The 24,636-nt window shown below is 61.7% G+C and carries 23 protein-coding genes; 9 read left to right on the forward strand and 14 right to left on the reverse strand.

Annotated elements, in window-relative coordinates:
* Positions 1-2 precede the first annotated feature (2 nt).
* Genes ACVI9W_RS02340 through ACVI9W_RS02360 form a run of 5 tightly spaced genes read right to left on the reverse strand, consistent with a single transcriptional unit; the run spans position 3 to position 2,978 of the window.
* Positions 3-794, reverse strand: a complete 792-nt coding sequence (locus ACVI9W_RS02340) for a fimbrial biogenesis chaperone (protein WP_461529062.1) — start codon at positions 792-794, stop codon at positions 3-5.
* 41 nt (positions 795-835) lie between these two features.
* Positions 836-1,339, reverse strand: coding sequence for a Csu type fimbrial protein (locus ACVI9W_RS02345; protein WP_461529063.1), 504 nt, complete (start codon positions 1,337-1,339; stop codon positions 836-838).
* Positions 1,340-1,342: 3 nt separating this feature from the next.
* Positions 1,343-1,876, reverse strand: a complete 534-nt coding sequence (locus tag ACVI9W_RS02350) for a Csu type fimbrial protein (RefSeq protein WP_461529064.1) — start codon at positions 1,874-1,876, stop codon at positions 1,343-1,345.
* Positions 1,877-1,893: 17 nt separating this feature from the next.
* The gene (locus ACVI9W_RS02355; protein ID WP_461529065.1) at positions 1,894-2,424 is read right to left on the reverse strand and encodes a Csu type fimbrial protein; all 531 of its coding nucleotides are present in this window, start codon (positions 2,422-2,424) and stop codon (positions 1,894-1,896) included.
* A gap of 50 nt (positions 2,425-2,474) precedes the next feature.
* Positions 2,475-2,978 carry a Csu type fimbrial protein gene (locus ACVI9W_RS02360; protein ID WP_461531783.1) on the reverse strand — a complete coding sequence of 168 codons (504 nt, stop codon included), beginning with the start codon at positions 2,976-2,978 and terminating at the stop codon, positions 2,475-2,477.
* A gap of 235 nt (positions 2,979-3,213) precedes the next feature.
* Between ACVI9W_RS02360 and zapE the strand changes: the two genes are divergently transcribed.
* Positions 3,214-4,311, forward strand: a complete 1,098-nt coding sequence (zapE, locus tag ACVI9W_RS02365; protein WP_461529066.1) for a cell division protein ZapE — start codon at positions 3,214-3,216, stop codon at positions 4,309-4,311.
* An 8-nt stretch (positions 4,312-4,319) separates the two neighbouring features.
* On the opposite strand, the gene ACVI9W_RS02370 is transcribed toward zapE, so the two are convergent.
* From ACVI9W_RS02370 to ACVI9W_RS02380, 3 genes are read right to left on the reverse strand one after another with little or no spacing between them, the layout of a single operon-like run.
* Positions 4,320-4,811 (reverse strand): NUDIX hydrolase, encoded by a 492-nt coding sequence (locus ACVI9W_RS02370; protein WP_461529067.1) that lies wholly within the window; start codon positions 4,809-4,811, stop codon positions 4,320-4,322.
* Between the two features lie 10 nt (positions 4,812-4,821).
* Positions 4,822-5,535, reverse strand: coding sequence for an NUDIX hydrolase (locus ACVI9W_RS02375; RefSeq protein ID WP_461529068.1), 714 nt, complete (start codon positions 5,533-5,535; stop codon positions 4,822-4,824).
* 1 nt (position 5,536) lies between these two features.
* Positions 5,537-6,106: an adenylyltransferase/cytidyltransferase family protein gene (locus ACVI9W_RS02380; protein ID WP_461529069.1), complete on the reverse strand. Its 570-nt coding sequence runs from the start codon at positions 6,104-6,106 to the stop codon at positions 5,537-5,539.
* A gap of 210 nt (positions 6,107-6,316) precedes the next feature.
* Here ACVI9W_RS02380 and ACVI9W_RS02385 point away from each other — a divergent pair, with 210 nt between their 5' ends.
* From ACVI9W_RS02385 to nadE, 3 genes are read left to right on the forward strand one after another with little or no spacing between them, the layout of a single operon-like run.
* A complete protein-coding gene (locus ACVI9W_RS02385) occupies positions 6,317-6,964 on the forward strand; it encodes a nicotinamidase (RefSeq protein WP_461529070.1) in 648 nt (215 codons plus the stop codon).
* A gap of 1 nt (position 6,965) precedes the next feature.
* Positions 6,966-8,180, forward strand: coding sequence for a nicotinate phosphoribosyltransferase (gene pncB / locus ACVI9W_RS02390; protein WP_461529071.1), 1,215 nt, complete (start codon positions 6,966-6,968; stop codon positions 8,178-8,180).
* Entirely contained in the window at positions 8,177-9,016 is an 840-nt protein-coding gene (nadE, locus tag ACVI9W_RS02395; RefSeq protein WP_461529072.1) for an ammonia-dependent NAD(+) synthetase, read from the forward strand. The genes pncB and nadE overlap by 4 nt, the downstream gene beginning before the upstream one ends.
* A gap of 38 nt (positions 9,017-9,054) precedes the next feature.
* Here the strand turns inward: nadE and ACVI9W_RS02400 are convergent, their stop codons facing one another.
* Entirely contained in the window at positions 9,055-10,944 is a 1,890-nt protein-coding gene (locus ACVI9W_RS02400) for a propionyl-CoA synthetase (RefSeq protein WP_461529073.1), read from the reverse strand.
* A 211-nt stretch (positions 10,945-11,155) separates the two neighbouring features.
* Here ACVI9W_RS02400 and ACVI9W_RS02405 point away from each other — a divergent pair, with 211 nt between their 5' ends.
* Entirely contained in the window at positions 11,156-12,448 is a 1,293-nt protein-coding gene (locus ACVI9W_RS02405) for a leucine-rich repeat-containing protein kinase family protein (protein ID WP_461529074.1), read from the forward strand.
* 57 nt (positions 12,449-12,505) lie between these two features.
* On the opposite strand, the gene ACVI9W_RS02410 is transcribed toward ACVI9W_RS02405, so the two are convergent.
* The 3 genes from ACVI9W_RS02410 to ACVI9W_RS02420 all read right to left on the reverse strand — a co-directional run bounded on the left by ACVI9W_RS02410 (position 12,506) and on the right by ACVI9W_RS02420 (position 16,038).
* Positions 12,506-13,213 carry a YebC/PmpR family DNA-binding transcriptional regulator gene (locus ACVI9W_RS02410; protein ID WP_157193082.1) on the reverse strand — a complete coding sequence of 236 codons (708 nt, stop codon included), beginning with the start codon at positions 13,211-13,213 and terminating at the stop codon, positions 12,506-12,508.
* A gap of 96 nt (positions 13,214-13,309) precedes the next feature.
* Positions 13,310-14,701: an FAD-dependent oxidoreductase gene (locus ACVI9W_RS02415; RefSeq protein ID WP_461529075.1), complete on the reverse strand. Its 1,392-nt coding sequence runs from the start codon at positions 14,699-14,701 to the stop codon at positions 13,310-13,312.
* A gap of 20 nt (positions 14,702-14,721) precedes the next feature.
* Positions 14,722-16,038 carry an MFS transporter gene (locus ACVI9W_RS02420; RefSeq protein ID WP_038612435.1) on the reverse strand — a complete coding sequence of 439 codons (1,317 nt, stop codon included), beginning with the start codon at positions 16,036-16,038 and terminating at the stop codon, positions 14,722-14,724.
* 279 nt (positions 16,039-16,317) lie between these two features.
* Here ACVI9W_RS02420 and ACVI9W_RS02425 point away from each other — a divergent pair, with 279 nt between their 5' ends.
* Positions 16,318-17,187 (forward strand): LysR family transcriptional regulator, encoded by an 870-nt coding sequence (locus ACVI9W_RS02425; RefSeq protein WP_038612437.1) that lies wholly within the window; start codon positions 16,318-16,320, stop codon positions 17,185-17,187.
* A gap of 80 nt (positions 17,188-17,267) precedes the next feature.
* On the opposite strand, the gene ACVI9W_RS02430 is transcribed toward ACVI9W_RS02425, so the two are convergent.
* Positions 17,268-18,551, reverse strand: a complete 1,284-nt coding sequence (locus ACVI9W_RS02430; RefSeq protein ID WP_461529076.1) for a Zn-dependent hydrolase — start codon at positions 18,549-18,551, stop codon at positions 17,268-17,270.
* A gap of 45 nt (positions 18,552-18,596) precedes the next feature.
* On the reverse strand, positions 18,597-20,084 hold the full coding sequence (locus tag ACVI9W_RS02435) for an NCS1 family nucleobase:cation symporter-1 (RefSeq protein WP_461529077.1): 1,488 nt from the start codon (positions 20,082-20,084) through the stop codon (positions 18,597-18,599).
* 325 nt (positions 20,085-20,409) lie between these two features.
* Between ACVI9W_RS02435 and hydA the strand changes: the two genes are divergently transcribed.
* The 3 genes from hydA (at position 20,410) to preA (ending at position 24,627) form a co-directional block, all read left to right on the forward strand.
* Positions 20,410-21,855: a dihydropyrimidinase gene (hydA, locus tag ACVI9W_RS02440; protein WP_461529078.1), complete on the forward strand. Its 1,446-nt coding sequence runs from the start codon at positions 20,410-20,412 to the stop codon at positions 21,853-21,855.
* A gap of 130 nt (positions 21,856-21,985) precedes the next feature.
* Positions 21,986-23,353 carry an NAD(P)-dependent oxidoreductase gene (locus ACVI9W_RS02445; RefSeq protein ID WP_461529079.1) on the forward strand — a complete coding sequence of 456 codons (1,368 nt, stop codon included), beginning with the start codon at positions 21,986-21,988 and terminating at the stop codon, positions 23,351-23,353.
* A complete protein-coding gene (gene preA / locus ACVI9W_RS02450; RefSeq protein ID WP_461531784.1) occupies positions 23,350-24,627 on the forward strand; it encodes an NAD-dependent dihydropyrimidine dehydrogenase subunit PreA in 1,278 nt (425 codons plus the stop codon). The genes ACVI9W_RS02445 and preA overlap by 4 nt, the downstream gene beginning before the upstream one ends.
* The last annotated feature ends 9 nt before the right edge of the window (positions 24,628-24,636 follow it).

Genomic DNA, 24,636 nt, shown 5'->3' on the forward strand with positions numbered 1-24,636 from the left:
GCTTATTGTCCCTGGCTCAGGGTTTGTGCCGGTTCCTGACCATTGACCCGGCCCTTGAGCACCGTGGCCGCTGTCATCGGTTGCGGCACCGGCCAGCGCATGCTGGCGCCAGGCAGCACATAGCCAAGCAGGCCTTCGACCAGCGGACGGTGTTGCCCCCCCTGTTGCAGCACCACGTCGGTCAGGCGCGCATGCACAGGCCCGCTGTTGCGAATTTCCACATAAGGTCGACCCTGCACCGAAACCTCGCGCCAGCTCAGCGCCGGTTTGCCGACACTGTTCGGGTCGCGCTGGCCGCTGGTGTCCGGTTTGCCCCACAGGCCCTGGCCGTAAACGAACAACGGTACCGAGTAGCGCATCTGAAAACGGATCGCAGCTTGCGGCTTGTCAATGTGGGTGGCGTCCGGCAAGGCCGGCGGGATCTCATCGATAATGATCCGGTAGGCTTGCTCCTGGCCCGCCGGGGAGGCACTGGTGCGAGTCAGACGGATCAACTGCTTTTGCCCAGGGGCGATGGTCGCCACCGGTGGGCTGCCGATAATCTCGCGCTGGGCCTGGTACTGATCGTCGTAGTCGCCCTGGCGCCAGGCGAACACTCGCACCTGCAGGCTGGCCGGTGCTGTGCCGCGATTTTCCAGCCACAGCGCCGCAGCTTTCTGGTCAGCCTCAAGCACCGGATCAATCGGCCAGATCAGCACCGAGGTAGCCGCCTGCAAGGGGGCGCCCGACAGCACCGCCAGCATGAAGCCCAGCCCTTTGATTACCCCGCGCGAATTGCCAGCGCTTACCCTCATCCGCAGTCTCCTTGGTTGTCGAATACACCCGGCAAGTCCTCTCACCAGGTCAGCACCACTTGCACCACATCGGTGTAGCTGCCAGCCGGCAGGTTGCCGCTCAACTGCGCCCGGGCGTACACCGGCAACTTGATCGCATTGGGGTCGCTGTAGGGCACTGCGACGCTCTGGTCGATGCCCAGGCTCTGGCTGAGACCGGCGTCACGAAACAATTGATAGGCCAGCAACTGCGAGCCCGTGCTGCGTTTGAGATTGCGGGTGCCACTGCTGTTGTTCTGTCCGCCACCGATGCTCATGCTCAGTGCCACCCCCGGCGTACATTGCAGGGTCACGCTGGTGCCGGTGAGTGCAGTGCTGACAGGGCCGCTGGAAAGCGCCGAATAGCTACCGAAGTCGAGGTTGCCGTAGTTACTCCCACCACCGACCACCAGGCATCCTGCCACCACCTGCGCACTGACCTGAAAGCTGCTGCTGACTTGCGCTGTCAACGGCGCAGGAACGGTCCATACCAGCAGCACCAATAGCCCGTGCAACGGACGCAACACGCCTCAGAAACTCAACTCGACGTTCACCGTGTCGGTGTAGACCCCGGCCGGCAGGCCAGCCTTGCCCTTGGCCAGGCCGTAGAGGTTGACCGTCTGCGCGACGCCCGTGCTGGTCGGCAGGGTGATCGTGCCATTGATCGTCAACAACTGGGAATGCCCGGCATCGGTATAGAAGTCATAGGGCACAAAGTTGCCGGCACCATCGGCCAGCGCCCGGGTACCACCGGCGGACCGGGAGTCATGGGCCCCCGTACCGACTTTCACCACCGGCACCGTACCGCTGGAGCAGAGGATACTCATCGCCCCGCCGCCACCGCCCAGGACCTGGCCCGGTGCCTGGGTGAACAACGCTTCCTGGGTGCCGAAATCCAGCGCACCGAAGTTCACACCGCTGCTGCCGCTGGCACCGTTGACCTGACAGCTGGCAGTCAAGGTCAGGGTGGCATTGATCTGCCCGGTTATGCTCGCCGCCTGGGCTTGCATACACAGCGCGAAGCCGACGCCGGCAAAAAGCAAACGGGAAATGTAAGGCTGCATGAGTCACTCCTTGCGTGTTACCAGTCCAGGGTCACCATCAGGGTGTCGCGATAAATGCCGGCCGGCAGCGCCTTGGGATGGGCGAGTACCGCGCCGTAGATAGGTATGGGGATCTGCGCGACACTGTTGATGGCGAAATTGCGCTGCTGGCCAATGCCATAGCGGGCCGCACCCGAGAGGTCGGCCGACAGTTGATAGGGAATCAGCTCGCGGCCATTGCGCAGGCGGCGATTGGCCCCATCGCCATTAGCGCCGCCATTGATACTGACGCTAAAAGCCCGTACCGAAGGGTTGCAGCGCACCTGCAGGCTGCCCGCTTCACCCACTTCATCCAGGCGCGAATGCAGCGGGTTGGTCCAGCTCGGGCCCTGACTGCCAAAATCCAGCACACCGGCTCCGGAGGCATCGATGCTGCTGCCGGGGTCGCCACTGATCTGACAGGCGGCACTGATTACCAGTCGCGCCTGGATATGACCGCTCATACCGGCGAAGGCCTCAGGGCTCACCAGTAACAACGGGCCGATACTCAACAACAAGGCTTTTTTCATGCTGCCAGTTCCTTTAGCAGGCACCTCTTGAACAGGCGACACAGTGGCCTTCACCAGGTGACGGTCACCTTGAGCAAATCCGAATAACGTCCAACCGCTGGCACCTGGGCAAGACGGTCGATACGGGCATACAACGGAAGCTCCAGCGAACCGCTGGCGGGCACTCGCGCATGCTGTATCACGTTGACCGGCAGCGGCACGCGCCAGGCCGGATCCTGATACAGGCGATACGGGATCGGCCGGGCCGCAGGCTGGGCGCTGGTCAGGTAGCGTACTTCGCCCACGCCGCCGTGTTGACCGGCGTCGACCTGGACCTGGTAGCTGGTGTCAGGGTTGCACTCAAGCCGCGGCGGGCGCTGGTTCAGTAACTGAGCGGTCATGGGGCCGGATGGCGAGTCCAGCCGGGCCGTGCTGCCGAAGTCGAGGACGCCCAGCGCCTGTGCACCGGCCTCGCGGGGCTGGTGCACAAGTACACAGCCGCGCTGCACATGCACTTTGACCTCAACCATGAATTGGGCGGCGACCGAAGCGTCAGCAACGACCAGCCCGAGCATCACCGCCAGAGAGCATCCCTTCACCATCGCGTCCTTGAATGCAGGTTTAACCTGACCTTGAGGGTAGCAGCCGAGAAAAAAGCTGCCAGCCAGCGAGAAAACGTACAAATCCGGTACAGGATTTTTCGCCCGGCTAGCCCGGTCGGGAGCGCTGGCAGCCCTGGAACATATTGGTTAAATTAGCCGCGCTCGCTCAAGCCGGTCCTTGAGTCGCATTAACCTCAAGGAGCCCAGATTGCCTGCCTTGCCGACCTCCTGGATACGTTCGCCGCTGCGTGCCCTGCGCCGACGCCTCGGGGCTGTGGCGCACGACGAAGCCGACTGCGCTGACAGCGTTCGCCAGTATTTTCGCAACAAGGCCGCCGCCCAGGGCTACACCTTGAGTCTCGGCCAGTTGCAGGTTATCGAACACATGGCAACCCAGGCCGCCCGCCTGGAAAGCGGCCAGGCCCGCAGCCTGTACCTGCATGGAGCGGTCGGCCGCGGCAAAAGCTGGCTGCTCGATGGTTTTTTCCAGGCCTTGCCCCACACGCACAAGCGCCGCTTGCACTTTCACGATTTTTTCGCCCGCCTGCATCAAGGCATGTTCGAACACCGCCACCAGGACGATGCCCTGGCCTGTACCCTGGATCAATTGCTCGAGGCCTGCCAGGTGTTGTGCTTCGATGAGTTCCATGTCCACGACATCGGCGACGCGATGCTGATCACCCGGTTGTTCCAGGCCTTGTTCGCCCGGCGCATTTTTGTCCTGGTGACCTCAAACTACGCGCCTGAGGGGCTGTTGCCCAATCCGCTCTATCACCAGCGTTTCAAGCCGGTCATTAGCCTGATCAACAGCCAGATGCAGGTGCTGCAGGTCGATGGCGAGCAGGATTACCGCAGCCTGCCAAATGCCGCCAGTCAGCAGCGTTTTACTCAAGGCCACTACCTCTGCCCTGGCAGCCCGGAACAACGCCAGGCATTGCGACTGCCTTTGCTGGGCGAGGTCTCGATACCCCTGCAGGTGGGCAAGCGCGAGCTGCAGGCGCGGCTCATCCGGCAAGACACAGTGGGATTTGATTTTGCCCAGCTCTGCGAACAGCCCACGGCCGTCATCGACTACCTGGAACTGGCCCGGCGTTTCGATCACTGGATCCTCGACGGCCTGCCGTGCCTGGAGCAGTGCTCGATCGCCGAGCAACAGCGCTTCATCAACCTGGTGGATGTGCTCTATGACCAGGACAAGCACCTGGTGCTGATCGGCGCAGCGCCGCTCGACGAGAGCCTGCAAGGCATGGCCAACGATCTGGCCCGGACCCGCAGCCGTCTGGGTCAACTGCGGCAGATCGGCTGAAGATACGATTAACGCATTGCCCAGGCTGACAGCGTGTGGGCGTCGGTGATCTTGCCAGCGCGGATCAGGCCTTTCATCTCTTCCTCGGAATACACCAAGGTACCCTTGGTCTCGCCATCCGTTTGCGTTGTCACCTGCACCGCATCAACGGCCAGGTACACTTCGACCGAGCTGCGGATCAGTGAGGTATTGGTGTGCACCTTGCCAAGAAACGACCAGGACTCAGCTTCATACCCGGTCTCCTCCAGCAACTCGCGCCTGGCGGTCTCCAGCAGGGTTTCGTTCGGCTTGCGGCCACCGCGCGGCAGCTCCAGGGAATCCTGGTCGATGGCACCCCGGTAGTGCTGGACCAGCAGGTACTGGCCCTCGGTATTCCTGGCCAGGATTACAGCAGCGTTGACCTCGTGCTCTTCGGTCACGATAAAGTACTTACCGCGCTTGATTACGTTGAAGAACGGGGTCTCCAGCAAGATCTGAAAAGCCTGCTCTGGTGCGTTCATGATTTACGCCTTAGTCATCTGACAGTGCACGGTCAAACTCGAAAATCACTTCCGGTTTGAGCTTGAGGTAAAGGTATTGTGGCCGGCCCATCGCGAGCTGGACGGTCTCGTCAGTCAACGCGATGAGCTGCGCTTCGATCATTTTCTTGACCCGCTGGACGATGCTCGTCTTGCCCTTGGCCGGGTTGGCGCCCCTGACCACCGAGAACAAGGTGATCACATCAGTCATGGTGAACTTCATCGGCAGCATGGAGAAACCGATGCTGGTGTAGCGGAATTTACCCGCGAGACGCCCCCTGATTCTGGCGACCAGATCGTTGTGGTCGAACGCCAGCAAGAACTTCTTCTCGCTGACAGCAACCAGGTCTACCCACTGTTTGTCGCCTTCAACCTCCACCGAGTCGTCGACCATGGCCATGTAAACGGTGGTCGTGGCCCAGCCCCTGGGATCACGTACGGCATTACCGACTGTTACCACCTGTTCGCAATGGCTAACGCTAATCCCGACCTTGGGTGAAAGCAGAAGACGATCGATTGCCGCTTCCAGGCTTTGATCCTGGGTGTCACCGTTGATGACCAGGCCGGGCAAAGCCCACTGACCGAAATAAGGTTCATCCGGGTTCTGGCGTTTGTGCAGGAGAATTTCCGCACGGCCAAGCTCGCGATTGAATCGAAGGATCCCGACATCGACCGACTGGATGGCCCCTCTTCGTTCTTCACTCACTTTACGCACTCTTCAACGATTGATCTGACGACATCCGCCCAGTATCGGCGAAAACCCGGTAGTCCGTCATCCGCAGGCCTGGCGCTATCCAGCTTGAAGGGATGTCGCCACCGGCCTTGAGGGCATCACGGATCATCGTGCTGTGGACGTTGATGGTCTCCGGCATGGTGACGACCGAAAACTCGTCCATGATCGCCTGGTAGCCATGAAACGTGTGAAGCACCTTCAGGTTGTCTTCACCCATCACCAGGGCAACGTCTTTTTTTTCCAAGCCGAAGCGATCGGCAATGAACCTGAGCAGGTCAATGCTGAAAATCGGCGACTTGCGCCGGAAAAGTTCACGCTCGCAATCATCGACAACCAGGCGCGGCTCGTTGAAAACCCCGACGATTTTTTCCAGCCACTGCACGCGCAAGTCGAAATCCACCATTTGCTTCCCAAACGGGTGGCAGAACGAAGGTACCACCAGCACCTGCTCCGCTTGAGGCAGCAGTGCAGCCATCACCTGGGCGTGCCCTGCGTGTGGAGGATTGAACGCCCCGCCATATACCGCCAGTTTTGCTTTGCTCATGTCGCCCTCCTTTCGCACATAGTACGTATGGCGAATTATATCGTCAAATACATCATCGAAAAACTGCGGTACCCCCAGAGTGATAAGTACTCAAGCAGCATATTAAAGGATGGCACTGCATGATCCACCTTCACCTATTTCAACAATTCATGTTGACTACTTAATACGCGTCACGCACTATGTGTTCAAGACGACAGCGGAGGCACTGAGATGAACTTCCCCCAATCCGAAATTGCTAGCTTTGACGTTGATGCACAGTGCGGGTTCAGCCCGCTTTGCCCAGATGAACTCCCGGTGCCCGGCGGCGATGAAATCGTTCCGGCACTGAACTTCATGGCCTCGCTGGCAGGCTTTCGAGTGGGCAGCAAGGATGCGCACAGCCCCAATGCCAAATGGGTTGTCAGCTCTCACGCCGAAATGGGTGCCCCGACAGGGCTTGCCCACGCAGACAAAACCTGGGTTCCACACTGCGTCGTTGGCACGCCGGGTTTCGAGCTTCTCCCCGGCCTGCCGAAAGTCACTGAATACGGTTACATGGTCTACAAGGGCCTGGAGCTCGACTTGCACCCTTATGGCGCGGCCTATCACGACGATGCAATGACCACCGGCGTTATCGAAGTGTTGCGCGCCAGGGGCATCAGGAAAGTACTGGTCGGCGGGCTTGCCCTTGAGTACTGCGTGAAAATGACGGTGCTGCAATTACTCGCCGCGGTTTTTGAAGTGGCGTTGTACCTGCCCGCCTGCCGAGCGATCAGCCAGGAGGATGCCGAACAGGCACTGCTGGCGATGAAAAATGCCGGCGCGGTGCTGGTGAACACTGAAGAACAATTGAGCCAATTTGTAAGTGAGGGGAAGTAACATGGAAAGTGTCTTCGACTACAACAAGCCAATCGTCCGCTCACCCACCGACGACGATTTCTACAAGCTGACGATGGGCCAGGCTATCTATCACTCGTACCCTGCAGCTGACTCGGAATGGGCCTTGCGCGTACGCTCGAATGAAGATCTGACGCCTTACATCGGTGAGATCCGTGAAGCCATCGAACAGCTTCAGGAACTGCACAGCACCCAGGACATGCTGCGCCACCTGCGCGCCATCCCGTTCATGAAGCATGACTATGTGGACTACCTGGAAGACTTCCGCCTCAAGCCCCGGTTCGTGAAGGTCGGCAAGGCCAACGGCCAGCTGGAAATCCGCGCTCGCGGCCCCTGGGTCGGTATCTCGCCATTCGAGATCAAGATCCTTGCCATCGTCAGCGAGATCCGCAACCGCCACGTTTACCCCGACCTGTCGCTGGAGCAGGTACGTGAAAGCCTGTACAGGAAGTTCGACTGGTTGAAGTCCAACGCCAGCGCCGATGAGCTGGCTGATTTCAAAGTGGCCGACTTCGGCACCCGGCGCAGGATCTCCTTCAAGTCTCAGGAGGAAGTCGTCAAAACGATGATGCGTGACTTCCCGGGTGTGTTTGTCGGTACCAGCAACGTACACCTGGCCCGCGAACTGGACATCAAGGCCATCGGCACGAACGCCCACGAGTGGTACCAGGCTCACCAGCAACTCGGCCCCCGCCTGATCGACAGCCAGAAGGCCGCGCTCGATGGCTGGGTCAAGGAGTATCGCGGTAATGTCGGCGTGTGCCTGACGGATGTGATCAACCAGGACGCCTTTTTGGCTGACTTCGACGCTTACTACGCGAAGCTGTTCGATGGCTGCCGCCACGATTCGGGTAACCCGCTAGTATGGGGTGATCGCATGATTGCTCACTACGAGTCACTGCGCATCGATCCGCGCAGCAAAACCCTGATTTTCAGCGATGGCCTGAACCTGGGCGATCGTTCGCTGGAGATCCTGCGTCACTTCCGTGGCCGCATCAATGTCTCGTTCGGTATCGGCACGGATCTCACCAATGGTGTCGAAGGGGTCAAGCCATTGAGTATCGTGATGAAGATGGTCACCTGCCAGGGCCAGCCGGTAGCCAAGATTTCCGATGCACCGGGTAAATCGCAGTGCGAATCTCCGGAGTACCTGTCGTATCTGAAGCAGGTTTTCAACGTCAAGGAGGGCCAGCAATGAGCGCTAATCTGCAATCTGAAAACCCGGCTGCTCGCATCGCTCACGACCTCAAGGTCAATCAGTGGACGGATGAGGCAAAAGATGCGGCGCAAGAAATCGCTACCCGCATAGACTTCCTCAAAGAACGCGTACGGGCTACGCACACCAAAGGCCTGGTGCTGGGGATCAGCGGCGGCGTTGACTCCACCACGGCGGGCAAGCTCTGCCAGATTGCGGTTGAGCAACTACGGGCCGAAGGCTACCCGGCAAAGTTCTACGCAGTGCGCCTGCCCTTCTACGTCCAGCGTGACGAAGAGGACGCTCAACAGGCGCTGCGTTTCATCAACCCCGATGAAACCCTGACCGTCGACATCGGCCAGTCCGTCGATGCCATGATGGGTGCGTTGAGCGGCCAGCACACCGCTGATGAGCACGCGATCGATTTCGTCAAAGGCAACGTCAAGGCGCGCGCACGCATGATCGCCCAGTACGCCATTGCCGGTGATAAAGGGTGCCTGGTGGTGGGTACCGATCACGCGGCTGAAGCGGTGATGGGCTTCTTCACCAAGTTCGGTGATGGTGCTTGCGACCTGACCCCGCTGGCTGGCCTGGTCAAGGGACAGGTCCGCCAGGTCGCGTTGGTACTGGGAGCGCCTGCAGGCCTGGTAGTGAAAACCCCGACTGCCGACCTCGAAGATCTCGATCCAGGCAAACCGGACGAATTGGCCCACGGCTGCACTTACGATGAAATCGACAACTTCCTGCTCGGCAGGCCGGTTTCTGTGCAAAGCGCCAAGATCATCATTGGCGCTTACACAAAGACCGCCCACAAACGCGCCCTGCCCTATGCGCCCTGACGTAGTCGCTTTCAGGGGCCAGGCTGTACTCCCAGCGCTCAACCGGTGCGAGCGAAACTGGCCAGCACCGCTTCGATTTCCCCCAGTACTGCCGGATCATCCAGGGTCGAGGGCGGTGTGTAGGCCTGCTGATCGGCGATCTTGCGCAGTACCGCACGCAGGATCTTGCCCGAACGGGTCTTGGGCAGGCGCTTGACCACCCGCACCTGATTGAAGCACGCCAGGGCGCCGATCTGCTCGCGCACGCTCGCCACCAGTTCGCTCTGCAAGGCGGCCTCGTTGATGCCCTGGCCATCCTTGAGCACCACCAGCGCCAATGGCACCTGGCCCTTGATCTCGTCGTGCACACCAATCACCGCGCATTCGGCCACCGCTGGATGACGGGCGACCAGGTCTTCCATCTCACCCGTGGACAGCCGATGCCCGGAGACGTTAATGACGTCGTCGGTGCGCCCCATGATGTAGACAAAGCCATCGTCATCCAGATAACCGCCGTCGCCGGTGTGGTAGTAACCCGGATAGGCCGATAGGTAAGCGTCCAGGTAGCGCTGGTGATCGCCCCACAGCGTCTGGCTGCAACCTGGCGGCAATGGCAAGGCAATGACGATAGCGCCCTGCTGGTGGGCACCGAGCAACTGGCCGTCGTCGTCCAGCACGCGCACGTGGTAACCCGGCACTGCGCGGTTGCTTGACCCCGGCCGCGCCGCGCTGCCGTCCAGCCCCACGCAAGGTGCGGTGACCGGCCAACCGGTCTCGGTTTGCCACCAGTGGTCATGGACCGTCTTGCCACTGGTCGTCTCCAGCCACTGATGGGTACTGGAGTCGAGCTTTTCCCCCGCCAGGAACAACTGGCGCAGCGAACTCAAGTCATAGCGGCGCAGCAGCTCGCCGTCAGGATCTTCCTTGCGGATCGCACGCATGGCGGTTGGCGCACAGAACAGACCGTTGACCCGGTACTGCTCGACCACCCGCCAGTAAGCGCCAGCATCCGGAGTGCGGATCGGCTTGCCCTCGTAGAACACCGTGGTGCAGCCATTCATCAGCGGACCGTAGACGATCAGTGAGTGACCGACCACCCAGCCGACATCGGAAATCCCCCACCACACATCACCGGCCTGCATGCCGTAGATATGGCGCATGGCAAAGCCCAGAGCCACAGCATTGCCGCCGTTTTCGCGGACGATACCCTTGGGTTTGCCGGTGGTGCCGGAGGTATACATGATGTACAGCGGATCGGCGGCCGCCAGCTCCACCGGGGGCACCGGGCTGGCAATGGCCACAGCGCTGTGCCAATCCAGATCGCGCCCCTCAACCAGGGTCGCCTGCGCTTGCGGTCGTTGCAGCACCAGCACCCGCTGCGGCTGATGTTTGGCCAGCGTCAGGGCGCGATCAACCAGCGGCTTGTATTCGATCACCCGATCGAATTCCAGCCCGCACGAGGCAGTCAACAGCAGCTTGGGGCGGGCATCGTCGATCCGCAGCGCCAGCTCGTTGGCGGCAAAACCACCGAACACCACCGAATGCACTGCACCGATACGGGCGCAGGCGAGCATGGCCATGGCCGCCTGGGGCACCATGGGCATGTAGATGATCACCCCGTCACCCTTCTGCACGCCAAGTTCGCGCAACAATCCGGCCAGGCGCGCCACTTCGTCGCGCAATTGCACATAGGTGAATTGTTGCTGGCTGCCGGTCACTGGCGAGTCATAAATCAGCGCGGTTTGCTCACCACGCCCCTGTTCGATCTGATGGTCCAGGGCCAGGTAGCAGCTGTTGAGGCGACCGTCGGCAAACCACTGATGGGTGCCATCGGCGTTTTCACTGAGGGTCTGCAGTGGCTTGCGGTACCAGGCCAGGTCATCGGCCTGATCGGCCCAGAACGCAGCAGGATCGGCGATGGAATGGGCGTAACTGTGCTGATAAGTCATCGATACTGAACCCTGAACTTGTTGTTATTTAAAAGGGCGAATGTCGAGTATGGACGCACGTGACGAGGCTGCCATATGACTTAAGTCTCATCGGATGTGCACAAATGCATGCCCGGTCCTCAGGGATGAATGGCTGGCACTCAAGTCACCTGCTGCGGACCGATTCCGCTATCATGGCGACCGCTTTTTTTACCGGATCCGCGTTCTCCTCATGCACACCCTCACCGACCTCAAGACAGGCCGACTGGCAGGTATTACCCGGCTCGATCTGAGCGACGAGCTTGAACACTTCCCACGGGAAATCTTCGATCTGGCCGACAGCCTGGAAGTCCTCAACTTGAGCGGCAACCGCCTCAGTGCACTGCCTGATGACCTAGGGCGCCTGCACCGGCTCAAGGTGCTGTTCTGCTCGGACAACCACTTTACCCACGTGCCTGAGGGTGTCGGCCAGTGCCCTGCGCTGGAAATCGTGGGCTTCAAGAGCAACCGCATCGAACAGCTCAGCCCCAACGCTTTGCCCAAGCGTCTGCGCGCACTGATATTGACGGACAATTGCCTCACCGCGTTGCCCGAGGCGCTGGGCGATTGCGCGGACCTGCAAAAGATCATGCTGGCCGGGAACCGCTTACAGTCACTGCCCGCCAGCCTCGCGCGCTGCCAGAAGCTTGAACTGATGCGCATTGCCGCCAACCAGTTGCAGGCGTTGCCGGACTGGTTGCTGCAGATGCCGCGCCTGGCCTGGCTGGCCTATGCCGGCAATCCGCTGCCGGCGCCGTTCTGCGCGCCTGAAGATCCCGGCCATTGCCCACGCATCGATTGGCAGCATGTGCGCCTGGCCCAGGTGCTGGGCCAGGGTGCCTCCGGCGTGATCCATCAGGCCCGCTGGCGGGAGCAGGATGAACCGGTAGCGGTCAAATTGTACAAAGGCCAGATGACCAGCGATGGCTCCCCCCTGAACGAGATGGCCGCCTGCATCGCTGCGGGCGATCATCGGCAGTTGGTGCGTCTGGCCGGGCGTATCGACAATCATCCCGAGCAACTGCCTGCGCTGGTGATGCAACTGATCGACCCGAGCTGGTTCAACCTGGCCGGGCCACCGAGCCTGGCCTCTTGCACCCGCGACACTTACCCCGCTGAACGGCGCCTGAGCCTGTCATCGGTCAGACGACTGGCAGGTGCCATTGCTTCGGTGGCTGCCCATTTGCACGGGCATGGCATTACTCACGGCGACCTGTATGCGCACAACATTCTGTGTGATGAAGCGGGCGACTGCCTGCTGGGAGATTTTGGTGCAGCATCGTTTTATCCGCAGGATGGCAGCACTGCTGCGGTAGCCTTGCAACGGATCGAAGTGTTGGCATTCGGGGTGCTGCTGGGGGAATTGCTTGGATGCTGCGAGGAGGACTGCGAGGAATTACGCGCGTTGCAGCGCTTGTGCATGCGGCCTGATGTCATGCAGCGGCCCGGGTTTGCGGCGATCAGTCAGCACCTTCGCGGCGTCTGAATCGCGGGGCAAGCCCGCTCCCACAGGACCTGTGGGAGCGGGCCTTGAAGCTTTATATCAGCCAGCCAGACCTACATAGACATTCTGCACGTCATCATTGTCATCGATGGCCGTGAGGAAGGCTTCGACTTCGGCCATCTGCTCATCGCTCAAGCCGCTGACCGGGTTCTTCGGGGTGTAACCGATTTTCGCCGAAACAACGGTGAAACCTTGAGCAGGCAGGGCTTTCTGCACGGCATCCAGGTCGGTGGTGTCGGTGATGAACAGGGTCGAACCCTCTTCTTCACCTTCTGCGAAGTCCTGGGCGCCGGCTTCGATAGCGGCCATTTCCGGGTCGGCGTCGGCCGAGCTCGGTGTGGCTTCAATCAGGCCAACGTGGTTGAAGTCCCAGGCCACCGAGCCCGAAGCACCCAGCTGGCCTTTGCGGAACAGTACGCGGATTTGCGCCACGGTACGGTTGACGTTGTCGGTCAGGCACTCGACGATCAGCGGCACCTGGTGCGGGGCAAAACCTTCGTAGGTCACCGCATTGTAGTTCACCGCGTCGCCATCAAGCCCAGCACCCTTGCGAATCGCCCGCTCCAGGGTTTCGCGGGTCATCGAGGCCTTTTTGGCCTGCTCGACCGCCAAACGCAGGCGTGGGTTCATGTCCGGGTCAGCGCCAGCCTTCGCGGCGATCTGGATCTCTTTGGACAGCTTGCCCATGATCTTGCCTTTGGCGTTGGCTGCTGTTTCTCTATGCTTGGCTTTCCACTGTGCGCCCATCTCGACTCTCTTTGTTTCAGGTGCCGGTTCAGGTAGCGACCGGCAAAGTGGGTGCAGTTTATACGTCCTCGTGGTGGCAATCGACAAAAAAACTACTCAGGCCTTGTCGGCTTTGCCCGCCGCCGCGGCAAAGCGCGCCAGGCGTACGTCCAGGCGGCGCGGGCGATGCCCGTGGTCTTCGGCCTGCTCCTTGCGACGAATGGCATTGCGCACCATCAGCGAGCCCAGGTAACGGATCGGTTCGGGCGGGAAATAGCCCAGTGGACCGTTGACCAGCGGCGAGCGGGTCCATGGGTTATCCAGCCCCAGCGTCAGCGACGAAAGGATCTGCCCGCCCATATGACAAGGGCCGACACCGCTGCCCGAATAACCGAAGCCATAAAACACATTGCCCTGGCTGCCCAGACGGCCGAAGAACGGCAAGCCGGTCACCGAACGGTCCGAAGGCCCGTTCCAGGTAGCCGCCACCGGTACATGGGCCAAGGCCGGGAAGAAGTCCCCGAGGCTACGCCGCAACAGCGCCTCATAAGGCGACGGCTGGTCGAACACCGGCAGCATCCGGCCACCGTAGGCAAAGGTATTGCCACCCTTGCCGAGCATCAGCCGGCCATCGCTGGTGTTGTGGTAGTAATGCACGAATATCCGCGAGTCCAAGACGCTGACGCCGCTGGTCAAGCCGATCTGCCGCAGCAGCTGCGGCTGCGGTTCGGTGATGATCATGTCACTGGAGACGATCGCCACGCTGCGCTCGAACTGCGGGAATGCCCGCGCCATCCAGGCATTGAGGGCCAGCACCACACGGCCGGCGCGGACCGTGCCGCCGGCAGTTTCCACCCCGGCCTGGGGCCCTTCCTGCAAACCGGTCATGGCCGTGCCTTCATGGATGCGCACGCCTTTTTGCAGGGCAACCCGGCGCAGGCCACGCACCAGCTTGCCCGGCTGAACCGTGGCGGCGGCCGGCGAGAACCAGCCTTCCAGATGCTTGGCCGAGCCTGCCAGGCGTTGTACCTGCTCCACCGGCAAACGCTGGAACGAGTTGATGCCCTGGCGCTCCAGGGCGGCAATCACGCCATCGGTGGCGCCCATCTGGGCGCGGTTGGTGGCGGTGTACAGGGTGCCGTCCAGACGGTAGTCGGCATCGATGCCATGGGCCCGGCAAAAATCACCGATGGCATAGATGCTCTGCTCCGAGGCCTTGACCAGGCGCACCGCCTCCTGCATCCCGAACAGGCGTTCGAGGGTGAAATACTTGGCCGACCATGACAGGGCGCATCCGCCGTTGCGCCCACTGGCCCCGGCACCACAGATGTCGGCTTCGATCAGCACGACGTCCAGCGCCGGGTTGTGTTCCTTGAGCATCAGCGCGGTCCACAGGCCGGTGTAGCCACCGCCGACAATGCACACATCGCATTGGGTGTCCGCGGCCAGCGCCGGGCATGCGCTGGCTTGTTCCTGATCCAGCGCCTGTTGCAGCCAGAAGGGTCTCATGATCGGCTTCCTTGAAGGTTTCAGGTGCGCAGCGGTTTGATTGCCATGGCGGTGTTCGGGGCTACGGCCGGGGTATGCTCGGCAGTTGCCGGCCGGCTGTTCCAGTGCGGCACCAGCACCAGCGCCGAGAACAGCGCGCAGCCGGCAAACACGATGAACACCGTGACACCGTCGAAGTAACCCGGCAGCAGCCCACCGAGAATTGCCCCCACCGAACCACAGCCGTTGACGAAACCGGCCGCCGTGGCACCGGCCTTGGCGCTGCCGAAGTCGATGGCCGCCGCGCCACTGATCATTGAGTCGGGTCCATACAGGGTCAGGCCCATGACAAACAGCAAAGCCACCACCAAAATCACGCTGCCGCTTTGCATCGCGCCCATAAACAGCGCCAGCACTACCGTGAGTACCAACAGACTGATCACACAGGCCGGCATGCGTCGGGCGCCGAACAGCTTGTCCGAAGCCAGGCCAATCAGAATCGGTCCGAGCAAGCCGGCCAGCTCGAAGGCAGTGGGAATGATCGCTGCACCGACTTTGCCCACCGAGGGCATCTGTTCAAAGACCATCACCGGCCCCCACAACAGAATCGCGTAGCGCGCCGGCTTGAGCATGAAGTACGCCAGGCCCAGGGTCAGCACGGTGCGGTTGCGCAGAATCTCGCGCAGCGGCGCCCAGACGCTGCAGATCGTCGAACCGGGCACCATGCTTTCAGGCTCCGGCTCTACCGCAGGCAGACCGATGTCTTCAGGCTTGTTGCGCTGCAGGAAGAAGAACAGCACGGCCACCAGCGCCACCACCGCAGCACTGGAAAAGAACGCCGCATGCCAGCTGCCGATCAGGGTGTAGGCCCACCAGCCGGCAAACGGCGAAGCGACCAGGCCGCCAAAGGCATAGCAGGAACTCCACAGCCCCAGCACCCGCCCGCGTTGCGATGACGGAAAGAAACTGCCGATGTTCTTGCACAACCCCGCCCAGCCGGTGGACTGCGCCAGGCCCTGGACCAGCATGCAGGTGGCGAAGATCGGGAAGGTCGCGTAACTGCCCATCACCAGGGCTGCCGCCGCCGAGATCACCAGGCCGCCGAGCACCACCACCCGTGGCCCGAAGCGGTCGGCGAGCATGCCCCAGGTGAACTGCCCTACCGCGTAAGCCGCCAGGTAGATGGCGTCGAGGTTGGCCATGGCCATTTTATCGAGGGTGAAGCTTGGGTCTTCGCCGATGCCCAGTTTGGCGACGGAGAAAGCTTTGCGGGTGAAGTAAAACGCAGCGTAGGCAATCCAGGTAATGGCAAAAATCTGCACGCGCCAACGCTTGATATCTGCAATGTGTTTATTCATGGTGACACTGACCTCGGAGCTTGAGTGTGCCGGCAGAATTTGAAAAAACGCCTGTTTTGTTCTTGTGTTGCGCACTGCGTGACGGCCGGTCAGGACCGTCACCTGGTCAGATGGAACCTGGAGCAAGGGGTGTTGTTATGCCTTGTCAGCCAGCTCCATGACCCACCGGTCACTGCAGGTGACGTGGCGGGCTGGAGGAGATAGAAACAATTACTGACTGATAAATAAAATCGATTTATCGTATTTCACAAATAAGCTCAGCTTGTAACAGGTGCTGCGATGTCGGTTTCCCATGCTCAGTTGAAAGCTTTTCATGCCGTTGCCCTGCACGGCAGCTTCACCCGTGCCGCCGAACGGTTGTTCCTGACCCAGCCGGCCATCTCTGATCAGGTACGCAAACTGGAGGAACGCTTCGGCGTACTGCTGTTTCACCGCAACAAGCGTTCGGTGCAATTGACCGATCTGGGCGAACGCTTGCTGGGTATTACCCAGCGCCTGTTTGCCGTAGAGGCCGAGGCCCATGAGCTGCTCCAGGACTCACGCGCCTTGCAGACCGGCACCCTGGTACTGGCGGTGGATGCGCCGGTGCATGTCCTGCCGCAAATCGCCCAGTTCTGTCAGCAGTACCCCGGTATCAGCGTCAAGATCGAGACCGGTAACACTGATGAGTCGCTGCTACGGCTATTCAATTATCAGGCCGACCTGGCCCTGCTCGGCCGTGATGTCGATGACGAGCGTCTGCTGTGCGTGCCGATGCGCAGCGATCCGATGGTGGCCTTCGTCTCGCATAACCACCCGTGGGCCAGCCGTGGCTCGATCAGCCTGGCCGATCTGGATGACACGCCAATTGTGCTGCGTGAGCCGGGCTCGGTGACCCGCCAGACCCTGGAAGAAGAAATGCAACGCGCGGGCCTGCGCATTCGCCCGGCGATTCAGGTCGAAGGCCGGGAAGCGGCGCGCGAGGCGGTGGTGGTGGGGATTGGCGTCGGTGTGGTGTCGGCGGCCGAGTTCGGCGCCGATGCGCGGGTGTGTGCGTTGCCGATTGTCGATTGTCAGCGGCGCCTGACCGAGACTTTGGTGTGCTTGCGTGAGCAGAGCTCACGGCGCCTGGTGGCGACGTTTTTGCAGATGGTGCGGGACAGCCTTTGATATCGCGATCGCGGGGCAAGCCCGCTCCCACCGGGTGAACTACTCCGCCCGGTGGGAGCGGGCTTGCCCCGCGATCAGACCTACGCCGCTTCCCTCCCCCGCGCCACCGCCTGCGCCGCCGCCAGCATCGCGCGCAACAACACCGCACAGCCATCGGCCAGGTCCTCGGGCGCGGCATTCTCGATTTCGTTGTGGCTGATCCCCCCTTCACAAGGCACGAAAATCATCCCCGCAGGCCCGAGCTCGGCGAGGAAGATCGCGTCATGCCCGGCGCCACTGACGATGTCCATGTGTGACAACCCCAGGCCCTGAGCAGCACTGCGCACCGCCTCGACACAGCCCTGTTCGAAGTACAGCGGCGGGAAGTCCGCGGTCGGAGTTAGGGTATGGCTCAGCCCATGCTGCTGGCAGGTGCTGCTGATCACATCACGCACCTGGGCGATCATCGAATCCAGACGTTCCGGCTGCAGATGACGGAAGTCCAGGGTCATACGCACCTCGCCTGGTATGACATTGCGCGAGCCCGGATACGCCTGCAGACAACCGACAGTGCCACAGGCATGCGGTTGATGCTCCAGGGCCACACGATTGACCGCCGCCACCACCGCACTGGCGCCAACCAGAGCGTCTTTTCGCAGGTGCATCGGCGTCGGCCCGGCGTGCGCCTCGACACCGCGCAAGGTCAGGTCAAACCACTTCTGGCCAAGGGCGCCAAGGACCACGCCGATGGTCTTGTGCTGATCCTCCAGGATTGGTCCCTGCTCAATATGCGCTTCGAAATATGCCCCCACCGGGTGACCACTGACCGGCCGCGATCCGGCATAGCCGATGGCGTTGAGCGCCTGACCGACGCTGATGCCCTCGGCGTCGATCTTGGCCAGGGTCTCCTCGAGGGTGAATTTTTCGGCGAACACCCCCGACCCCATCATGCACGGAGCGAAGCGCGAGCCTTCCTCGTTGGTCCAGACCACCACCTCCAGCGGCGCCTCGGTTTCGATCTTCAGGTCATTGAGGGTGCGCATGACTTCCAGCCCGGCCAGCACCCCAAAGCAACCATCAAACTTGCCGCCGGTGGGCTGGGTGTCGATATGGCTGCCGGTCATCACCGGCGGCAGTTGCGGGTTGCGGCCCGGACGGCGGGCGAAAATGTTACCGACGCCGTCGATGGTCACCGTACAACCGGCCTCCTCGGTCCATTTGACGAACAGGTCGCGGGCCTGGCGATCAAGGTCGGTCAATGCCAGACGGCACACCCCGCCTTTGACCGTAGCGCCGAGCCGGGCCAGGTCCATCAGCGACTGCCACAGGCGTTCGCCGTTGATATGCCGATGGGTCGATTGCAGAACGTCCTGTGCTGTTTGCATGCTGTTCTCCTGCATCTGCTGCCTGGCCTCTGCGGGCCATAGGCGCTACACGGTGGGTTTGAGGTTGGCCGCACGGGCAGTCTTGAGCTGGCCGAGCGCGTAGTAGATCAGCCCGCCCAGGGCGGAGCCGGTGAACCAGCCAAAGTCGTAGAACCAACTGAAAACCTGGCTCTGCAGCGACAGCAGGGTCAGCGCAACTGGCACCCCGAAGGCAATGAAGCCGGCGGCATTCCAGGCCGGGTAGACGTCATCGCGGTACAGGCCGGCCAGGTCCAGGGTCTGTTTGCGCAGCAGGAAGTAGTCGACCACCATGATCCCGGCAATCGGCCCGAGCAGGCTGGAATAACCCAGCAGCCAGTTGGAATAGACACTCTCCAGGCTCACGTCGCTGACAATCAGCCCAAGCTTTTTCAGCAGCTCATGCGCCATCAGCAACAAGCCGACCAGGCCGGTGAGCAGCACCGCCTTGGTGCGCCCGATCCACTTGGGCGCAAGGTTCTGGAAGTCGTTGGTGGGCGAAACGATGTTCGCCGCAGTGTTGGTGGACAAGGTGGCGATGATGATCAGGGCCATGGCCAGGGCTACCCATACCGGGCTCTGGATATGCCCGATCAGGCTGACCGGGTCGGACACGGTCTGCCCCACCAGCGACGCCGAGGCGGCAGTCAGCACCACACCCAATGCCGCGAACAGGAACATGGTCAGCGGCAGGCCGAAAATCTGCCCGAGGATCTGGTCTTTCTGGCTTTTCGCGTAGCGGCTGAAGTCGGGGATATTCAACGACAAGGTGGCCCAGAAGCCCACCATGGCGGTCAACCCGGCAAAGAAGTAGCCATAGACGCTGGCCCCTTCCGGACGTTTGGGTGGCTGAGCCATCAGCTCACTGAGCGACACGTTGGGCAACGCCCACACCAGCAGCCCGGCACCGACCAGCACCAGCAACGGCGCCGAGAGGGTTTCCAGCCATTTGATCGACTCGGCACCGCGCAGCACCACCCACAGGTTCAGGCACCAGAACAGCATGAAGCCGATCACTTCGCCGGTGCCGCCCAAGGCCTTCCAGTCCGCCGACAACGATCCGAGGAACAGGTGAATGGCCAGGCCACCGAACATGGTCTGGATGCCGAACCAGCCACATGCAACCAACGCACGGATCAGGCACGGCACGTTGGAGCCGATGATGCCGAACGAAGAACGCAACAGCACTGGAAAGGGAATGCCGTACTTGGTCCCGGGAAAGGCATTGAGTGTCAGCGGAATCAGCACCACGGTGTTGGCCAGCAGGATCGCCAGCAACGCTTCGCCCACCGTCAGGCCGAAGTAAGCGGTCAGCACCCCGCCCAGGGTATAGGTCGGCACACAGATCGACATGCCGACCCACAGCGCGGTGATGTGCCATTTGTTCCAGGTGCGCTCCTGTACCTTGGTTGGAGCGATGTCGTGGTTGTACCGGGGGCTGTCGAGGACGTCGCTGCCGGCGTCGAGTTCATACAAGCCATCACGTTCACGCACTTGCGATCGGGTCTGCTGCATGGCCACTCCACTGTTCTTGTGTTTTTGGAGGTACTTGCACGGGCATGAGGGCAATCACGGGTGCCCATGAGAAATCTTGACCATTTCCACAACCTGTCAAGAACGACAAGACCACTGGTCGTTTTGTCAGAACACCAGAACAGCTATGAATATGTTTAATTTCATATAGTTACATCAGCTATAAGCTTATAAATTTATTATTTGCCGATTTCCTGAAGCCCTACTAGATTCATTTCCTGACAGCGATGACAGGTTTTGACCTACGCTGCAAAAAGAACAAAACCTAGAACCGGTATCAACCGGTCAAGCCTGCGAGGAGCCTCTGATGACGCTTATGATTCGTGGTGCCACCCTGATTACCCATGAGGAAAGTTATCGTGCCGACGTGCTCTGTGCCGACGGTGTGATCAAGGCCATCGGCACCGACCTCGACCTCCCCAACGGCTGCGAGATTCTCGATGGTAGCGGCCAGTACCTGATGCCCGGCGGCATCGACCCGCACACCCATATGCAGCTGCCCTTCATGGGTACCGTGGCCAGCGAGGACTTCTATAGCGGCACCGCTGCAGGCCTTGCCGGCGGCACCACCTCGATCATCGACTTCGTCATTCCCAACCCCCAGCAATCCTTGCTCGAAGCCTTTCATCAGTGGCGCGGCTGGGCTGAAAAGTCCGCCTCCGACTACGGCTTTCACGTCGCCATCACCTGGTGGAGCGAGCGGGTCCGTGAGGAAATGGGCGAGCTGGTAAGCCAGCACGGCGTCAACAGCTTCAAGCACTTCATGGCCTACAAGAATGCGATCATGGCCGCCGACGACACCCTGGTCGCCAGCTTCGAGCGCTGCCTGGAGCTGGGCGCGGTGCCCACCGTGCATGCCGAGAACGGCGAGCTGGTCTATCACCTGCAGCGCAAGCTGCTCGCCCAGGGCATCACCGGGCCGGAAGCGCATCCATTGTCGCGCCCTTCCCAGGTTGAGGGTGAAGCGGCCAGCCGCGCCATCCGCATTGCCGAAACCCTCGGTACACCGGTGTACCTGGTGCATGTGTCGACCCGCGAAGCACTGGACGAAATCGCCTACGCCCGCGCCAAAGGCCAGCCGGTCTATGGCGAAGTGCTGGCCGGACACTTGCTGCTGGACGACAGCGTCTACCACCATCCCGACTGGCAAACCGCCGCCGGCTACGTCATGAGCCCGCCCTTCCGGCCACGCAAGGACGGCCACCAAGAAGCCCTGTGGGGCGGCCTGCAATCGGGCAACCTGCACACCACCGCCACCGACCACTGCTGCTTCTGCGCCGAGCAGAAAAGCGCGGGCCGCGATGACTTCAGCCGTATCCCCAACGGCACCGCCGGTATCGAAGACCGCATGGCGGTGCTCTGGGACGAAGGGGTGAACAGCGGCAGGTTGTCGATGCAGGACTTCGTTGCGCTGACGTCCACCAACACCGCGAAGATCTTCAACCTGTTCCCGCGCAAAGGTGCTCTGCGCGTCGGGGCCGATGCCGACCTGGTGCTCTGGGACCCGCAAGGCACGCGGACCATTTCTGCGGCGACGCATCATCAACAGGTCGACTTCAACATCTTCGAAGGCAAGACCGTGCGTGGCATCCCCAGCCACACCATCAGCCAGGGCAAGCTGGTCTGGGCCAATGGTGACTTGCGTGCCGAGCGAGGTGCCGGGCGCTATATCGAGCGGCCGGCGTATCCGGCAGTGTTCGATCTGTTGAGCAAGCGGGCCGAGCATCAGCGTCCGGTAGCGGTAAAGCGCTGAGATCCTGAAGAGCATCGCCGGCAAGGCCGGCTCCCACAGGGACCCTCTGCACAGGCCTTTGTGGGAGCCGGCCTTGCCGGCGATGGAAGGCAAAGCCTTCCCAAAAAAAAGAAAAAAAGAGGAAACCACCGTGATCGAGTCCCTCAACCACCTCCCCCGACCGTCCACCGACAATGCCGCCCTGGCCGAGCACTTCAGCGACCTGGCGCCACCGCTGAACGCACGTCAGGCCGCCGTGGAAGCCTCGCGCTGCCTGTACTGCTACGACGCCCCGTGCGTCAACGCCTGCCCCAGCGACATCGACATTCCCTCGTTCATCCGCAACATTCACCAGGAGAACGTCCAGGGTGCGGCGGAAAAAATCCTCTCGGCCAACATCCTCGGCGGCAGCTGCGCGCGGGTCTGCCCGACCGAAATCCTCTGCCAGCAGGCCTGTGTGCGCAACCATCACCAGGAGTGCGCCCCGGTACTGATCGGCCTGCTGCAACGTTATGCCCTGGACCACGCCGAGTTCAAAGAGCACCCCTTCCAGCGCGCCGCCAGCACCGGCAAGCGCATTGCCGTGGTCGGTGCCGGGCCTGCAGGTCTGTCCTGTGCCCATCGCCTGGCCTGGCACGGCCACGATGTGGTGATCTTCGAAGCCCGGCCCAAGGCCGGCGGCCTGAATGAATACGGGATTGCCAAGTACAAGGTGGTCGATGACTTCGCCCAGCGCGAAGTGGACTTCGTCCTGCAGATCGGCGGTATCGAAATCCGCCATGGCCAGGTGCTCGGCGAAAACCTCAGCCTGGCCGAGCTGCAACACCAGTTCGATGCGGTGTTCCTAGGTCTTGGCCTGAACGCCAGTCGCCACCTGGGCCTGGCCGACGAAAGCGCCCCCGGCATGCTCGCCGCCACCGACTATATCCGCGAACTGCGTCAAGCCAGCGATCTGACCACCCTGCCGGTGGCCGACCGCTGCATCGTCCTCGGTGCCGGCAATACCGCCATCGACATGGCCGTGCAGATGGCCCGTCTCGGTGCTCGCGATGTCAATCTGGTGTACCGCCGCGGTTTCGAGGACATGGGCGCTACCGAGCATGAACAGCACATCGCCAAGGAAAACCAGGTACGCCTGTTGACCTGGGCCCAACCTGAACAAGTGCTGCTCGACGAGCAAGGCCGGGTACGCGGCATGCGCTTTGCCCGCACGCAAATGGTCGATGGCCGCTTGCAGTCCACAGGAGAAACCTTCGAACTGGCCGCCGACGCCATTTTCAAAGCCATCGGCCAGGCCTTCGACGATCAGGCGCTGAGTGACAGCAGCGCGCAAACACTGGCCCGTGACGGCGAGCGCATTCGCGTCGATGAACACATGCGCACCAGCCTGCCCGGCGTGTACGCCGGCGGCGACTGTACTCACCTCGGCCAGGACCTCACCGTCCAGGCCGTGCAGCACGGCAAGCTGGCCGCCGAGGCCATGCATGCGCAACTGATGCTCAATGTGGAGGCTGCATAATGGCTGACCTGTCGATCGAATTCGCTGGCATCAAAGCGCCCAACCCGTTCTGGCTGGCCTCGGCGCCGCCTACCGACAAAGCCTATAACGTGGTCCGTGCGTTCCAGGCCGGCTGGGGCGGCGTGGTCTGGAAAACCCTTGGCGAAGACCCGGCCGCGGTCAACGTGTCGTCGCGCTACTCGGCCCACTACGGGGTCAACCGCGAGGTCATGGGCATCAACAACATCGAGCTGATCACCGACCGCTCGCTGGGAATCAACCTGCGCGAAATCACCCAGGTGAAAAAGGACTGGCCCGACCGCGCGCTGATCGTGTCGTTGATGGTGCCCTGCGTCGAGGAATCGTGGAAGGCCATCCTGCCGCTGGTGGAGGCCACCGGTGCCGACGGTATCGAACTGAACTTCGGCTGCCCTCACGGCATGCCCGAGCGCGGCATGGGTGCGGCGGTCGGTCAGGTGCCGGAGTATGTCGAACAGGTGACCCGCTGGTGCAAGACCCATTGCTCGCTGCCGGTGATCGTCAAACTAACCCCCAACATCACCGACATCCGCCAGTCCGCGCGCGCCGCCCATCGTGGCGGCGCCGATGCGGTGTCGCTGATCAACACCATCAACTCGATCACCAGCGTCGACCTCGAACGCATGGTCGCCCTGCCGATTGTCGGTGACATGAGCACCCACGGCGGCTACTGCGGCTCGGCGGTCAAACCGATTGCCCTGAACATGGTCGCCGAAATCGCCCGCGACCCGGCCACCCGCGGTCTGCCGATCAGCGGCATCGGCGGCATCGGCAGCTGGCGCGACGCCGCCGAGTTCATTGCCCTGGGCTGCGGCGCCGTGCAGGTATGCACTGCAGCGATGCTGCATGGCTTTCGCATCGTCGAAGACATGAAGGACGGCCTCTCGCGCTGGATGGACAGTCAGGGCTACCGCAACCTGCAGGACTTCAGCGGTCGCGCCGTGGGCCACACCACCGACTGGAAGTACCTGGACATCAACTACCAGGTCATCGCCAAAATCGATCAGGACGCCTGCATCGGCTGCGGACGCTGCCATATCGCCTGCGAAGACACCTCGCACCAGGCCATCGCCAACCTCAAACAGGCCGATGGCAGCCACCGCTACGAGGTGATCGACGCCGAGTGCGTGGGCTGCAACCTGTGCCAGATCACCTGCCCGGTGCAGGACTGTATCGAGATGGTGCCGCAAGACACCGGCAAGCCGTTCCTCGACTGGCAGCATGATCCGCGCAACCCCTACCGCGAAGCCTCCTGAGGCGTGGCC

Source organism: Pseudomonas sp. 210_17 TE3656, assembly GCF_054821965.1.